At 61.6% G+C, this 14,202-nt stretch carries 11 protein-coding genes; 6 read left to right on the forward strand and 5 right to left on the reverse strand.

What is annotated here, in order from left to right; translation table 11 throughout:
- Window positions 1-18 precede the first annotated feature (18 nt).
- Window positions 19-1,779, forward strand: coding sequence for an AMP-binding protein (locus EN853_RS08075; RefSeq protein ID WP_127859006.1), 1,761 nt, complete (start codon window positions 19-21; stop codon window positions 1,777-1,779).
- A 206-nt stretch (window positions 1,780-1,985) separates the two neighbouring features.
- Window positions 1,986-2,999, forward strand: a complete 1,014-nt coding sequence (locus tag EN853_RS08080; protein ID WP_127859007.1) for a radical SAM protein — start codon at window positions 1,986-1,988, stop codon at window positions 2,997-2,999.
- A gap of 55 nt (window positions 3,000-3,054) precedes the next feature.
- On the opposite strand, the gene EN853_RS08085 is transcribed toward EN853_RS08080, so the two are convergent.
- Complete coding sequence (locus EN853_RS08085; RefSeq protein WP_245516856.1) at window positions 3,055-3,204, reverse strand: hypothetical protein; 150 nt, start codon at window positions 3,202-3,204, stop codon at window positions 3,055-3,057.
- A 279-nt stretch (window positions 3,205-3,483) separates the two neighbouring features.
- Here EN853_RS08085 and EN853_RS08090 point away from each other — a divergent pair, with 279 nt between their 5' ends.
- Window positions 3,484-4,833 (forward strand): calcium-binding protein, encoded by a 1,350-nt coding sequence (locus EN853_RS08090; RefSeq protein ID WP_127859008.1) that lies wholly within the window; start codon window positions 3,484-3,486, stop codon window positions 4,831-4,833.
- Between the two features lie 299 nt (window positions 4,834-5,132).
- Here EN853_RS08090 and EN853_RS08095 read toward each other — a convergent pair whose 3' ends face one another.
- Together EN853_RS08095 and EN853_RS08100 are read right to left on the reverse strand one after the other, a co-directional pair.
- Window positions 5,133-6,473 carry an HlyD family type I secretion periplasmic adaptor subunit gene (locus EN853_RS08095; RefSeq protein WP_127859009.1) on the reverse strand — a complete coding sequence of 447 codons (1,341 nt, stop codon included), beginning with the start codon at window positions 6,471-6,473 and terminating at the stop codon, window positions 5,133-5,135.
- Window positions 6,460-8,205, reverse strand: coding sequence for a type I secretion system permease/ATPase (locus EN853_RS08100; protein ID WP_167524404.1), 1,746 nt, complete (start codon window positions 8,203-8,205; stop codon window positions 6,460-6,462). The genes EN853_RS08095 and EN853_RS08100 overlap by 14 nt, the downstream gene beginning before the upstream one ends.
- Before the next feature lie 207 nt (window positions 8,206-8,412).
- On the opposite strand from EN853_RS08100, the gene EN853_RS08105 reads away from it, so the two are divergent.
- Together EN853_RS08105 and EN853_RS08110 are read left to right on the forward strand one after the other, a co-directional pair.
- On the forward strand, window positions 8,413-8,601 hold the full coding sequence (locus tag EN853_RS08105; RefSeq protein ID WP_135857300.1) for a hypothetical protein: 189 nt from the start codon (window positions 8,413-8,415) through the stop codon (window positions 8,599-8,601).
- A 420-nt stretch (window positions 8,602-9,021) separates the two neighbouring features.
- Entirely contained in the window at window positions 9,022-10,068 is a 1,047-nt protein-coding gene (locus tag EN853_RS08110) for a calcium:proton antiporter (protein WP_245516857.1), read from the forward strand.
- Window positions 10,069-10,100: 32 nt separating this feature from the next.
- On the opposite strand, the gene EN853_RS08115 is transcribed toward EN853_RS08110, so the two are convergent.
- Entirely contained in the window at window positions 10,101-11,009 is a 909-nt protein-coding gene (locus EN853_RS08115; protein ID WP_127859013.1) for a hydrogen peroxide-inducible genes activator, read from the reverse strand.
- Window positions 11,010-11,148: 139 nt separating this feature from the next.
- Between EN853_RS08115 and katG the strand changes: the two genes are divergently transcribed.
- Window positions 11,149-13,362 (forward strand): catalase/peroxidase HPI, encoded by a 2,214-nt coding sequence (gene katG / locus EN853_RS08120; RefSeq protein WP_127859014.1) that lies wholly within the window; start codon window positions 11,149-11,151, stop codon window positions 13,360-13,362.
- Between the two features lie 70 nt (window positions 13,363-13,432).
- Here the strand turns inward: katG and EN853_RS08125 are convergent, their stop codons facing one another.
- Window positions 13,433-14,110, reverse strand: coding sequence for an MIP family channel protein (locus EN853_RS08125; protein WP_127859015.1), 678 nt, complete (start codon window positions 14,108-14,110; stop codon window positions 13,433-13,435).
- Window positions 14,111-14,202 lie beyond the last annotated feature (92 nt).

Raw genomic sequence — 14,202 nt, forward strand, 5'->3', positions numbered from 1 at the left:
TCCCGGGAGGAAACGGCGATGGCGATCAAACTCGATGAGCTCATGAACGCCACCAATCTGCGCAAAGCGCAAAAAACCTTCATTGCTCCGGTGGACAGCAGGGCGCATGTCTCGGGCGACCGCTCGGTCCCCTTGCTCGACAAGACCATTCCGGAGCTGTTTTCCGATACGGTGAGCAAATACGCCACGCTCGACGCCGCCGTCTTCGTCGGCCAGGACAAGCGCTTCACCTGGAGCGAACTGTCGGACGCGGTCGACGCTTTAGCCGCCGGCTTCCTAGCGCTCGGGTTGGAGAAGGGCGACCGCGTCGGCATCTGGTCGCCCAATCGCTGGGAATGGCTGGTGACGCAGTTCGCCACCGCGCGCATCGGCCTCATCCTGGTCAACATCAATCCGGCCTACCGGCTGACCGAGTTGGAATATGCGCTGAACAAGGTCGCTTGCCGAGCGCTGGTCACCGCCGTCAGCTTCAAGACCTCCGACTATCTCGGCATGATCGAGACGCTGGCGCCGGAAATCGCCACCGCCGAACCCGGCAAGCTCAAGGCGAAAAAACTGCCGGCGCTGAGGATCGTCATCCGCATGGGCGACGACAATTCGCCCGGCATGTTCAATTTCGGCGATGTGCTCGCCATGGCGGGCCGCGACGAGCATGACAGCCTCGACCGCATCTCCGAAAGCCTGAAGCCGAACGAGGCCATCAACATTCAGTTCACAAGCGGAACTACCGGCGCGCCGAAGGGCGCGACGCTGACCCACTTGAACATCGTCAACAACGGCAATTTCGTTACCTCGGCAATCCGGCTCACCGTCGACGACCGGCTCTGCATTCCGGTGCCGCTCTACCACTGCTTCGGCATGTCGATGGGCACGATGGGCTGCGTCACCAAGGGCGCGACGATGGTCTTCCCGGGCGAAGGCTTTGACGCCGGCGCCACGCTGAAGGCCGTCGCGCAGGAACGCTGCACCGGCCTTTATGGCGTGCCGACCATGTTCGTCGGCATGCTCGACCATGCCGATTTCGCATCCTTCAATCTGTCCAGCCTGCGCACCGGCATCATGGCCGGCTCGCCATGTCCGATCGAGGTGATGAAGAAGGTCGTGTCGCTGATGCATATGGCGCAAGTGACGATCGCCTACGGCATGACCGAGACCAGCCCGGTCTCCTTCCAGAGCAGCGTCGACGACCCGCTGGAAAAGCGCGTCTCCACAGTCGGCCGCATCCATCCGCATGTCGAGGTCAAGGCGATCGCCGCCGACGGCGCCACCGTCGCGGTGGGGGAGCCTGGTGAACTCTGCACGCGCGGCTATTCGGTGATGAAGGGCTATTGGGACGACGCCGAGAAGACCCGCGAGGCGGTCGACGCCGACGGCTGGATGCACACCGGCGACCTCGCAACGATAGACGCCGAGGGCTATTGCAACATCGTCGGCCGGGTGAAGGACATGGTCATCCGCGGCGGCGAGAACGTCTATCCGCGCGAGGTCGAGGAATTCCTCTACCGCCATCCCAAGATCAAGGAAGTGCAGGTCTTCGGCATTCCCGATGACAAATATGGCGAGGAGCTATGCGCCTGGATCGTGCTGAAGCCAGGCCAGATCGCGACCGAGCAGGAGATCAAGGCCTTTTGCGCCGGCCAGATCGCCCACTACAAGGTGCCGCGCTACGTCCGCTTCCGCACTGAGCTGCCGATGACGGTGACCGGCAAGCCGCAGAAGTTCCTGATGCGCCAGGCGATGGCCGAGGAACTGGGGCTGGTGGCGCAGAAGACGGCGTGAGTCTGCCAGCAATAAGCCTTACGGATGAGCAGGGCCGACTTGAGGGCGAAACAGACCGAAAACAGGCTATCGACTAACCACAAATAATGTGTTCCTCGGTCCGAGCGGCTCGTCTAGGCTCCGTCACCCAAAATCAATAACAATGTGTCGGCAAGCTTTGCGCTGAAGCCGCAGGAATCCCGTACCCTGGCAAGGTGGGGACCAAGATGGCAAGTTCGGAAACGTTGCATCGCCTGAACAATCTGGTGAGGAGCCCTCGCGTCAAATTCGCGGCCGCTCTGGGCGCGGAACTTCTTGGGTTGCGCTATACCATCATCAGGCTCGACCCCGTGAACGCCTGCAACCTGCGTTGCGGCATGTGCTTCTTTTCCAATGATCGCTGGCGTGCGGAAAATGCTAAGGGCCGACTGACCAAGGAAGACCTCGAGCGCATCGCCGCCGAGCTCTTTCCGCAGGCGCTGCAGGTGCACTTCGGGGCATCCATGGAGCCGACCATGTTCAAGGACTATCCCTGGCTGGTCGAACTCGCGACGCGACACCGCGTGCCTTTCATCGGCTTTACGACAAACGGACAGCTTCTTACCGCGGAAGGCATCCGCCGCCTCTCAGAAGCAGGTTTGGACGAGATAACCGTCTCGACACATGGCACCGAAAAGGCCACCTATGAAGCGCTGATGCCGGGCGCTTCCTTCGACAGGCACCACGCCGTGCTGAGGATGGTCGCCAGGGTGAGAGAGGGTGGCAGGAACCCGCGGTTGCGTCTCAATTTTACCGTCAATCCGGACAATCTCAGGCAGGTCAAGGACCTGATCAAGGTCTATGGCGAATACCGTCCGGACACGATCCAGATCCGCCCGGTTTTCGATTTCGGCGGCACGTCATACCGCAATACCGATCTGTCCCATCACCTGACGGCCTATCGGGAAGCCGTCGCGGACCTGGTTGCGGCGAGCAAGGACAGGCGCATCCGCATCCTCGCCAACACGAAGGACCCGACGCACCAGAAGCCGAACATATCAGCGCATGTCTATCGCACGGCGTTCTTGCGGCCGGTCTCGGCGACGAAGGTCTGGACGGATGATTTTTCCTGGCGCTTGGAATCGCTCGACGAGTACTCGCACCGCACACACTGGAAACGCCGGCTTTTGCGGCATGTGCTGCGACCGTATCCCAAAGGCAAGTTGCCGCTCTCCCAAACGGCTGCGACACAGGTTTATTGAAGGCGTCACGCCCGGCTATGCCAAGCACCCGCAACCGCCGCTCGCTTCGTCCCTCCTACGGCCTTGGCGCCGAGCCCGGTTCCTCGACGAACGGGCCGAGCCGCACGTCGCCGAACAGCGGCTGGTAGCTGCGGCGCACGGCCGGATCCTCCTTGAACGACAGCGCGTACTGGCCGACCAGGCTTTCATCCGGCGAATAACCCAATGGCGTGGAAGGAGCGGACGAGCAGCGCGATGCGCAGGTCGTACATATCCTTCACTTCCTGGCAAGGGACGTGAAAGCCGCATTGAGACCACTGAAAAGAAGCCGCGCTGAAATCACTGCGCCACAGCGCTTTCTGCGACGGGACCTATTTTTAAATTTTGAGTTTTTTTTACATTTTGTGATTTGCACGATACCGCTGACGGGTTTGTGATAGCTGCAGGCCTTTCTGGCTTCAGGCGTTTTGGCAAAAAAGGGGCGGGGGTGTGAAGGGGGCCAAGCATGGCCTATACAAACACCATTGTCTTGAGCGGCGACTATGGCTACCGCCAATATAAAGTATCCGGTCTGCCCGCCAACACCCTTATCGATGCCACCAACGCCTCGTGGATCGTCGCCAATCAGGGAAGCCCTACCAACCTCTATCCCTTCGCGGTCGTCAACCCCGGCGACAACCTCCTGGCTTTGGGCGGCACGATCAACGGCACGGTCTCCCAAACCGCCGCCTGGGAGGACATTTACGTCAACTCCGCCGCAGTCCGTATAAATTCAGCCCACAGCTTTGCCATCGACGACTGGACGATCACCCAGCCGTGGGATGGCATCCGTGTCGGCGGCACCGGCACCTTCCTCATCGAAGATTCCTATGTCGGCAACTCACGAGACGACGCGGTCGAGGACGACGACGTGATCGGCGGCACCATCCGGGATTCCCTGTTCGACCACGTGTTTTCCGGAGTGAGCCTTGGCGACGGTGACGTGGATGGGTCTCACAACACGGTCACCATGGATGGCATGCTTCTGGGCATGGGCGAGTACCTTCGCAAAGGCGAGATGACCCACGGTTCGCCATTCAAACTCGACAATGGCACAGGCGCTAACGATATCACGCCCAGCCTGCACTTTATCGACTGCGTGGTGGCGATCACCGACGTTCACCACAACGGCCAGGCGCGGCTGCAGCATGCCTGGGACAAGACGGTCGAGTCGCACGGCAACTACTACCTCAACCTCTCTGACACGCCGCTGCCGTCGGATTATCCAATGCCGCCCGCCGGCTGGACGGTCCTTCAAGGCCAGGCGGCCCGCGACTACTGGGCCCAGGCCAAGGCGGCCTGGCATGCAGCCCATGACGGGACCGACCCGATACCGTCACCTCCGACCCCGCCGACCGACCCGACCCACGGAACGACCGGGAACGATACTTTTGTCGGCACTAGCGCGGCCGATACCTTTGATGCCCTGGCTGGTAACGATACACTGCGGGGCTTGGGTGGCAACGACATGCTGACCGGTGGCGCGGGCGAGGACACCTTCGTGTTTGACACGGCCTATGGCCCCGGCAATGTCGACACACTCACCGACTTCGACGCGGAACATGACGCGCTCTATCTCGACAATGCCATCTTCACCAAGCTCGGCTCCGGTTCCTGGTCCAGCCCGACGCGGGTGAACTCGTCGTATTTCGAGTTGCGAGAACACGCCACCAGCAGCAACGATCACCTGCTCTACAACCGGACCACGGGCGTTCTGTACTATGATCCCGACGGCTCGAAATCGACCGCCCAGGTGGAAATCGCCCACCTAGAGCCGGGGGCGGCCCTGACATATCACGACGTGTTCGTCGTTTGATCGCTTATGCGATCGGACCATGGCACGACGAAGGGCGGGCGCGTCACTACCGGTCTCCAGGTCCGATTATCAGCGGTCAAAAATGGCGGCGGAGCGCCAACTCTGGCCTGGGACGAAAGTGCGGGGAACGCTGCTCGTTTCGGATCGCACTCATGATGCCGGCACCATGGTCGGCGCTTTATGGGAGAGACACCTTTACGCTGGGCGACGACGGCAGTGGCCGAACCACGGTTGCGTATGATCCGGCGGACGAGTTCCACCTCGGGTGAGGTTGAAGGCCGCAGGAGGCAGGATCGGGCCTACCTTTCCCGAAAGGCGCGCTGGAACGAATCCACCAGCGGCTTGGTCAGATAGGTCAGAAACGTCCGCTCGCCGGTTGAAATAAAGCTTTCGACCGGCATACCTGGGTAGATCTGCTCGGGCTTGACCTGCGGTGGCAGCTTATCAGCCATCTTAAGCCGCACGGTGTAGTACGGCTGTCCAGTGCTGGGTGTGATCAGCCGGTCCGCCGAAACGTAGAACACCTTTCCGGGCACCTTTGGTGTTGTCCGTGCATTGAGGGCTGTCAACATCATGTTCGCACTTTGGCCGACTCGGATAGAATCGATGTCTTCGGGCTTGATCTTTGCCTCGATGATAAGTTCATTCGTGGTCGGCAGAAGCTCCATTGCAACCTCGCCAGCTCGGATGACGCTGCCTTCTGAATTGTAGAGCGAGCGGACAATGATGCCGTCCGCCGGGGCGCGAATGGTCGTCCGCGACAGGACCGATCGAGCGGCGTTGATTTGTTCCTTAAGGTCCGCCACCTGCGCCAGGGCTTTGTTCAGTTCCGTCACGGCATCCTCGACCCGGCTGGTTGTAAGTCTTTCAATCTGTTGACGCGCTTCCACGGTCTGGGTCGCCAAGCTGGCGATTTGCGCCTCCAGCGATCCCGCCTGACCTGCCAACTCGGCGGTGCTACGCAGAAGATCGGTGTATTCAGAACGATTTGTCAGTCCCTTTTCCAGCAAGCCCTTTTTGCGTTCCGTCTCGGCATTGACGATCGCGAGCTGGTTTTCCGCAGCATCCTTCTGCGCCCTCAAGCCGGCAACGGCTTCCTGAAGGGCTGCTACCCGTTGCCTCAGAATCCCCTGTTCTGCGGCATAGCGCGCTAGCCGAGCCTGGAACTCCTTGGTTTGCTCTGCAAAGACGTCACTGAATTCGGGGGCGCCTGAGTAGGAGCCTACATCGCGGGGCAGGACGATTTTCTCCAGGCCGTCCCGCTCTGCCTCGAGCCGCGCGATTTCAGCTTTTTGTGCGACCCACTGTTTGAGGACTCGGTTGAGCTGGGACTGCGCCACCGTTGGATCGAGCACGATCAGGGCCTGGCCTCGCAAGACTCTGTCACCCTCTCGAACCTTGATGGTGCTGACCACACCACCTTCGAGATGCTGGATCATGACATTCTGTCCAGCTGCAGCGACCACTCCTGGCGCGATCGTTGCTCCGGCAATCGGCGCCGTTGCGCCCCAGAATCCGAAGCCAAGCAAGAAAGCGGACACGCTTGCATATCCCGCGAGCGTGATCCGATCTGTGCGTGTATCGACGTTGCGCTGCCAGCGATACGTCTTGGCGCCGATGGGTTGGCTAGGAACCGTCATTAGCGACCTTCATCTCCCCGCGAGCAGATGACGGGAAAGGTACCACTCCTTCGTTGTCACGCGACTGAGAGGCTGCGGGCCGCCCCGCTTGGCCCCGTCGCGTGACAAGTCTATCGAGCACGTCCTTGGTCAAACCGTAGATCTCGATCTGGCCACTGCGTAGCATCAATATGCGATCGCATTTGGAAGCGAGAGAGGGCCGATGGGTTATGACAAGCACGGTCGTCTTTCGTGAACGCGCCTGGATGATCGCCCGCTCGAGCGCGGCTTCGCCGTTGGAATCGAGATTTGCATTGGGCTCGTCGAGAACCAGCACCTTGGGATCGCCGTAAAAGGCACGAGCAAGCCCGATGCGCTGACGCTCGCCACCCGAAAGGCGAACGCCGGTCGGGCCGATCAGCGTCGAATAGCCATCCCTCTGACCCAGGATGAGCTCATGCGCTTGGGCCCGCTGGGCTGCTTGGACCAATTTCTCGTCCGGCGCATCCGGTTCGAAACGCGCGATATTTTGGGCAATGGTTCCCGGGAAGAGTTCCACATCTTGCGGGAGGTAACCAATATGGCGGCCGAGTTCTTCCGGATCCCAGTTTCGAATATCGCCGCCGTCGATCCGGATCGCTCCCGAGCGGGGCTCGATGGCACCGACGATGAGGCGCGCCAGCGTCGATTTTCCAGCCTGGCTCGGCCCGACGATCGCGACTGTTTCGCCGGCGGCGACTTCAAAGGTCAAGCGCTTTATCAGCGGCAGCGATCCGTCGGCCGCGCCCGGGACGTGATAGACTATTTGATCCACGCTTAACGCTCCTTCAGGAGCCGGCAATGCTACGTTTTCCTGGTTGTCCGGTCCGGATCGGAGAGCCGAAAGCCTCTTCCATGCAAGATTGGCGTCGATGATCTGCCGCCAACTCCCAATGATCTGATCAAGAGGTTGCAGAGCGCGCGCCGAAATCATCGAGGACGCAAATATCATACCGGCGGTCATCTCGTTGTGCAGAACCAGATAAGCGCCGACCCCCAATATCGCGATCTGCAGTGTCGAACGAGTGGTGCGGGATACACCGCCATAAAACGAATTGATGCGAGCGAGCCCATCCGAGGCGTGTAGAGAGCCGGAAAAACGGGTCCCCCAGAACTCTATCGCGTTGGACACCATGCCAAGTGCGCGAACGGTTTCGAAGTTTCGGGCGAAGGCCTGCGCCGAATTCATTGAGGCGTTGAGATTCTCCGCCGCCTCCTTGCCAGGTCGCGAACTCGCGATCTGGTTCAGCATGGCGATGATGACCATGAGAACCGCCCCGACGACCGTCACGAGGAAGAGCAACGGATGGATGAAATAGAGCAGGCCCACGAAGATTGGCCCGAAAGGAAGGTCGAAGAGGAAGAAAATAGTTCTCGAAGCGATGAAAACACGTAGGGTGGCCAAATCGCGCAAGGCTTGGACATCGCCGAGGCCAGCGCGGGGGCCACTCATTGCGGCGAGAAAAGACGATGTGCCCAAAGAGACATCCAGTCGCGCGGCGAGCCGGCTTGCATATACCCCCCGCACGACTTCGAGCACGCCAAAGAGAAAGAGCGACGAAAGCGCAAGCAATGTTAGGTAGGTGAGAGTGTCCAAATTGGCGGCGGGCAAAACCCGATCATAAACCTGCAGCATGTAGAGAGGCAGAACCAGCACCAGTGCGTTCATCACCGCGGAGAAGAGGCCCATTTCGGCCACGCTCTTCCACAGCACCCTTCTGTTCCTGTAATTGGGCATCCCCGAAATCGCCTCTTGGGCTAAGCGATCACATTAGGAAATCTTTATATATCATGCCAGGCAGCCGCGCTATCGGAAGTGTCTCAGTTTGAGACATTATGCATTTCACATCGGTCCGACCTCTTATATGCTTAGCGCAAAAGCACGGGGGGAAATGGTGTGTCCCGAGAGCGTGACGTGCTTATGTGGCGCGAAGCCGGGAAACTTGCGGTATCTGGCGACTATGAAGGATGGCTTGCCATCGAATGGGAGCTTCGTAGCAGAGGATTCCCACGCGCCAAGCTGCTGTTTGATAACGACCGGATCCGCGAAAAGCTGGATGATATCTGTAAGCGGGCACAGCAGCAACGCGCCGATGCCAACCGGACCTAAAGGCCAGAAGCGCCTCCCCAACGTCATCGGCATTTTCCCGGCACGTGCTCTGTATCCGAACGGTAAGTTGCCGCTCTCCCAACGGCTGCGACACAGGTCTATTGAAGTCCAGCAATAAGCAGGGCGACCCTGACCTGGCCGGGTCGATGGCGCTCACCGCCATTTCAAGGCGGCGTCCAGGCTTGACCGCTTCGCTCTGATATCGGCCGAGGTGCTTCCCACAGGCTTTTCCGCTAAAGAGCGTCGCGATCTTTCAGATTCGCTCCATGCGCTTTAGGTTTTTGATTTTACGCATGTCTCCCGAAACCGGTTCCCGCTTTCGGGAGACATGCTTTAAGTTTCGCAGAAACGCATGGGGCTTCAATGACTGGATTCGGACGGTCGGCAGCTTCCTACACGATGCCATTGGCCGCCCTGGCGATGGCCGTCGCGGTCAGAGCCAGCGGCTTTTCGGTGGACGAAGGTTCGCTGAACGCCAGGATTCTCGTTGGCGCGCTGTCGAGCGCGATCATGTTCACCACCATTTTCGTGGTGCTTGATCACGGCGAGGCGGTGGCCCGACGCGTGGGCGAGCCGTACGGAACACTGGTGCTGACCTTTGCCGTGACCGCAATCGAAGTCTCGATCATCGTCTCCATGATGCTGCATGGAGAAAACAACCCGACGCTTGCCCGTGAATCCGTCTTCTCGACGGTGATGATTACCTCGACCGGTGTCGTCGGCACCTGTCTCACGCTTGGCGGCTGGCTCCATCGCAAGCAGGCGATCGTCCGGCAAGGGACCAGCGCATACCTGGCGGTGCTGATCGCGCTGACCGTCATGACGCTCATTCTCCCGACCTACACTATAACTACGGATCCCGGCACGTTTTCGGCAGCCCAGCTTGGTTTTGTAAGCGTCCTTTCGGTGCTGCTCTATGCAAGTTTCGTGTTCGCCCAGACCGTCCGGCACCGAGAGGACTTCATCCAAGGGCAGGGGCACGACGTCTCGATCCGCACTGGCCCTCACCAGGGCATCTATGCCAGTGCCCTGCTCCTGTTCATCGGGCTGATCGGAATTGTCATGCTCGCCGAGCAGGTCGCCGCAAGTGTCGAGGATACGCTCGTTGCCTACCAGGTGACCCAGGCCGACAGTATTGTGGGAGCGTTGATCGCGGGGCTCGTCTTGATGCCGGAGGCCATTTCCGCGGTTCGCGCTTCGCTCAACAATGAGCTGCAGCGCGGCTTGAACGTTGCGATGGGTTCAGCATGTGCCACCATCGGTCTGACAATACCGGCAGTCGCGGCCGCCAGCCTGCTGACAGGCAGAGGATTGACCTTAGGGCTTCCGGCCGCCGACGCGGTGCTTCTGGTCTTGGCGCTTTTCATATGCAGCGTCAGCTTTAGCAACGAAAGAACCACGTTCCTGACGGGCATGGTCCATGTTGTGGTGTTTTTTACTTACGTATTTTTGATATTTGTTCCCTGAAACGTGCAGGGGAGGCGGCGTAGAAAGACGCCTCAACCCGCGAGCACGGCGTGGTCCAGTGCGCGGATGATCTTCGCCAGTTCCACGCATTCGTCCTGTCGCACCTTGTTGCGGCGCCAGGCGATGCAGATCATGCGCTGGGGCATCGGCTCCTGGAACGGCACGATCCTCAGGTCCGGCATGATGCCGGCGGCGCTTGCGGCCATCTCCGGCACCAGCGTCACGCCCAGCCCATGCGCCACCATCTGCAGGAGCGTGGTCAGGCTGGTGGCGCCATAGCTTGCCATCGCCACCGGCCGCACATTGCCGCAGACGGCCAATGCCTGCTCGCGCAGGCAATGGCCTTCCTCGAGCAGCATCAGCCGCTCCAGCGCGGGGCTTTCGGGCGGCACGGGCGGCGAGGCGAAGGCTGGATCGCCGGCGGGCACCGCAAGGAAGAAGCGGTCCGGAAAAAGCTCCTCGGTGACCAGCCCCGGATGGTCGAGCGGCAGCGCGGCGATGAAAGCGTCGAGCCTGCCCGAGACATTGTCCTCGACCAGCGATGCGGTCACCGCCTCGCGCAGTTCGAGCTGCAGGGCTGGGAAATGCTTCTTCAATTCCGGCAGGACGCGAGGCAAGAGATAAGGCGCGACCGTCGGGATGATGCCCAGCCGGAAGCGGCCTTCCATGGCGGGGCGGCCGCGCCGGGCAGTCGTCTCGACGTCACGTATGTCGGCGAGAATGCGTTCGATGCGAGGTTGCAGGGCGAGCGCCTCGTCGGTCATCCGCACGCTCTTGCCGCCGCGCTCGAACAGGAGGCAGTTCAGCCGTTCTTCCATTTCTGCGATCTGCGCGGAGAGCGCCGGCTGGCTGACGCCGGCAAGCTTCGCGGCGCGGCCGAAATGCAGCGTCTGCGCCAGCGCGTCGAAATAAAGCATCTGCCTGACGGTGAGACCGATCATAAGGAAATCCTATCGGAAAAAACAGGAAAGGCAATTTGTCTTTATCGGCGAGCCGTCCTAGTCTGGAATCGTTCCAGATTGGCGCGGCCGCTGGCTGCCCCGGAAACCCAATTCAAAACCGGCAAAATCGGAGAGTAAGATGGACGCGAAAACCGACGACAACAGCGCTGGCAAATGCCCCGTGGCGCATGGATCCGCCGGCCGGACCAACCGCGACTGGTGGCCGAACCAGCTCGACCTTGGCGTTCTTCACCAGCAGTCGAACCTCTCCGACCCGATGGGCGAGGATTTCGACTACGCCAAGGAGTTCCGAAGTCTCGATCTCGATGCGGTGATCAAGGACCTGCACAAGGTGATGACGGATTCGCAGGATTGGTGGCCGGCCGACTTCGGCCATTACGGACCGCTCTTCATCCGCATGGCCTGGCACAGCGCCGGCACTTACCGCATCGGCGACGGCCGCGGCGGCGCCGGTGCCGGCCAGCAGCGTTTCGCGCCGCTGAACAGCTGGCCGGACAACGCCAATCTCGACAAGGCGCGCCGGCTGCTCTGGCCGGTCAAGCAGAAGTACGGCCGCAAGATCTCCTGGGCCGACCTGATGATCCTTGCCGGCAACGTCGCGCTGGAATCGATGGGCTTCAAGACCTTCGGCTTCGCCGGCGGCCGCGCCGACGTGTGGGAGCCGGAGCAGGACGTCAACTGGGGGGCCGAGGCCAAGTGGCTGGGCGACGAGCGCTATTCGGGCGACCGTGAACTGCAAGGCCATCTCGGCGCCGTGCAGATGGGCCTGATCTATGTCAACCCGGAAGGCCCGAACGGCAAGCCGGATCCGATCGCCGCGGCGCGCGACATCCGCGAGACTTTCCGCCGCATGGCCATGAACGACGAGGAGACCGTGGCGCTGATCGCCGGCGGCCACACCTTCGGCAAGACGCACGGCGCCGGCGATGCAGCGCTCGTCGGCGCGGAGCCGGAAGCCGCCGGCATCGAAGCGCAGGGCCTCGGCTGGTCGAGCAAATACGCGACCGGCATTGCTGGTGACGCCATAACCTCCGGCCTCGAGGTCACCTGGACCACGACTCCGACCAAGTGGAGCAACAACTTCTTCGACAACCTGTTCAATTACGAATGGGAGCTGACGAAGAGCCCGGCCGGCGCCAACCAGTGGACGCCGAAGGGCGGCGCCGGCGCCGACACCGTGCCGGACGCGCACAATGCATCGAAGCGCCATGCGCCGGCCATGCTCACCACCGACCTCTCGCTGCGCTTCGATCCGGCCTACGAGAAGATCTCGCGGCGCTTCCACCAGCATCCCGATCAGTTCGCCGACGCCTTCGCCCGCGCCTGGTTCAAGCTGACCCACCGCGACATGGGGCCGGTCGTGCGCTACCTCGGCCCGCTCGTGCCGAAGGAAGAGCTGATCTGGCAGGATCCGATCCCGGCGATCGACCACGAGCTGGTGAGCGAAGCCGACATCGCTTCGCTGAAGGCGAAGATCCTGGCCTCCGGCCTCACGGTTCCTGAGCTGGTCTCCACAGCCTGGGCCTCGGCCTCGACCTTCCGCGGCTCCGACAAGCGCGGCGGCGCCAATGGCGGCCGCATCCGGCTTGCCCCGCAGAAGGACTGGGAGGTCAACCAGCCGGCACAGCTCGCCAAAGTGCTGGCGAAGCTTGAAGCCATCCAGAAGGAGTTCAACGCAGCCCAAGCCGGCGACAAGAAGGTCTCGCTGGCCGACCTCGTCGTGCTCGGCGGCGTCGCCGCGGTCGAGAAGGCGGCGAAGGACGGCGGCAATGAGGTGAAGGTGCCGTTCACGCCCGGCCGCATGGACGCCTCGCAGGAGCAGACGGATGTCGAATCCTTCGCAGCCCTCGAACCGACCGCGGACGGCTTCCGCAACTATGTCAGAGGCAAGCAGCCGATGTCAGTCGAAGCGATGCTGGTCGACCGGTCACAGCTTCTGACGCTGACGGCGCCGGAAATGACGGTGCTGGTCGGCGGCCTGCGCGTGCTCGGCGCCAACGCCGGCGGCTCCAGCCACGGCGTCTTCACCGATAAGCCCGGCACGCTGACCAACGACTTCTTCGTCAACCTGCTCTCGATGGCGACCGTCTGGGATCCGGCTGCGGGTTCCGAGCCGGGCTCGGACGAGGTTTACGAGGCGCGCGACCGCAAGACCAAGGCGGTCAAGTGGACCGGCACCCGCGCCGACCTGATCTTCGGCTCGCACGCGCAGCTGCGTGCCTTCGCCGAGGTCTACGGATCGGCGGATGCCAAGGCGAAGTTCGTCAAGGACTTCGTCAAGGCCTGGACCAAGGTGATGAACCTCGACCGCTTCGAGATCGCCTCGAAGTAAGGACGCATCCTCCCAAGTAAGAAGGCGCGGGTTCATGCCCGCGCCTTTTTTTGATTCACACCTTCGAGCATCAGTCTTTTTCGAAGATGCCCGCCTTGGCGACGACGCCGGCGATCGCTCCGCCGATCAACGGCGCCACGATGAACAGCCAGAGCTGGCTGAGCGCTGCGCCGCCGGAGAACAGCGCCGGGCCGATCGAGCGGGCCGGGTTGACCGAGGTGCCGGTGACCGGGATCATGGCGAAGTGGATCCCTGCCAGCGTCAGACCTATGACCAGGCCGGCAAAAACCGTCGTGTGCTTGGCGTTGGTGACGCCGAGGATCACCGTGACGAAGGTGAAGGTGCCGATGAGCTCCCACAGGAAGGCAGAGCTCATGCCCCATTTCGCCTCGTCCCAGCCATTGGCGCCGAAGCCGCCGGTGTGGCCGCCGGCCTGGCCGGTGACGATGATCCACAGCGCCAGCGAAGCGATGACGGCGCCGATGATCTGCGCGATCCAGTAAGGGACGACATCCTTGGCCGGCATCCGTCCTGCAAGGAACACGCCGAGCGTCACCGCCGGATTGAGATGCGCGCCCGAGATCGGGCCGATCGCATAGGCCGCGGCGATCAGGCCGATGCCGAACGCCAGGCCGATGCCTTCCTGGCCGAGCGGCAGCGCGCCGCCGAAGCCGCCCGTGACCACTGAAGCCGTGCCGATGAACACCAACAAAAACGTGCCTAGAACTTCTGCCAGATAAGACTTCATTGCCCTCTCCTCATTGGGATCCGCTAAACCGCGTCTTCCGCGCCGCGAATCACAGGCGAGAGAGTATTCCCACCTGGAAAACTTGCAAAGCC

The organism is Mesorhizobium sp. M1C.F.Ca.ET.210.01.1.1, from assembly GCF_004791585.1.
Lineage (GTDB): Bacteria > Pseudomonadota > Alphaproteobacteria > Rhizobiales > Rhizobiaceae > Mesorhizobium.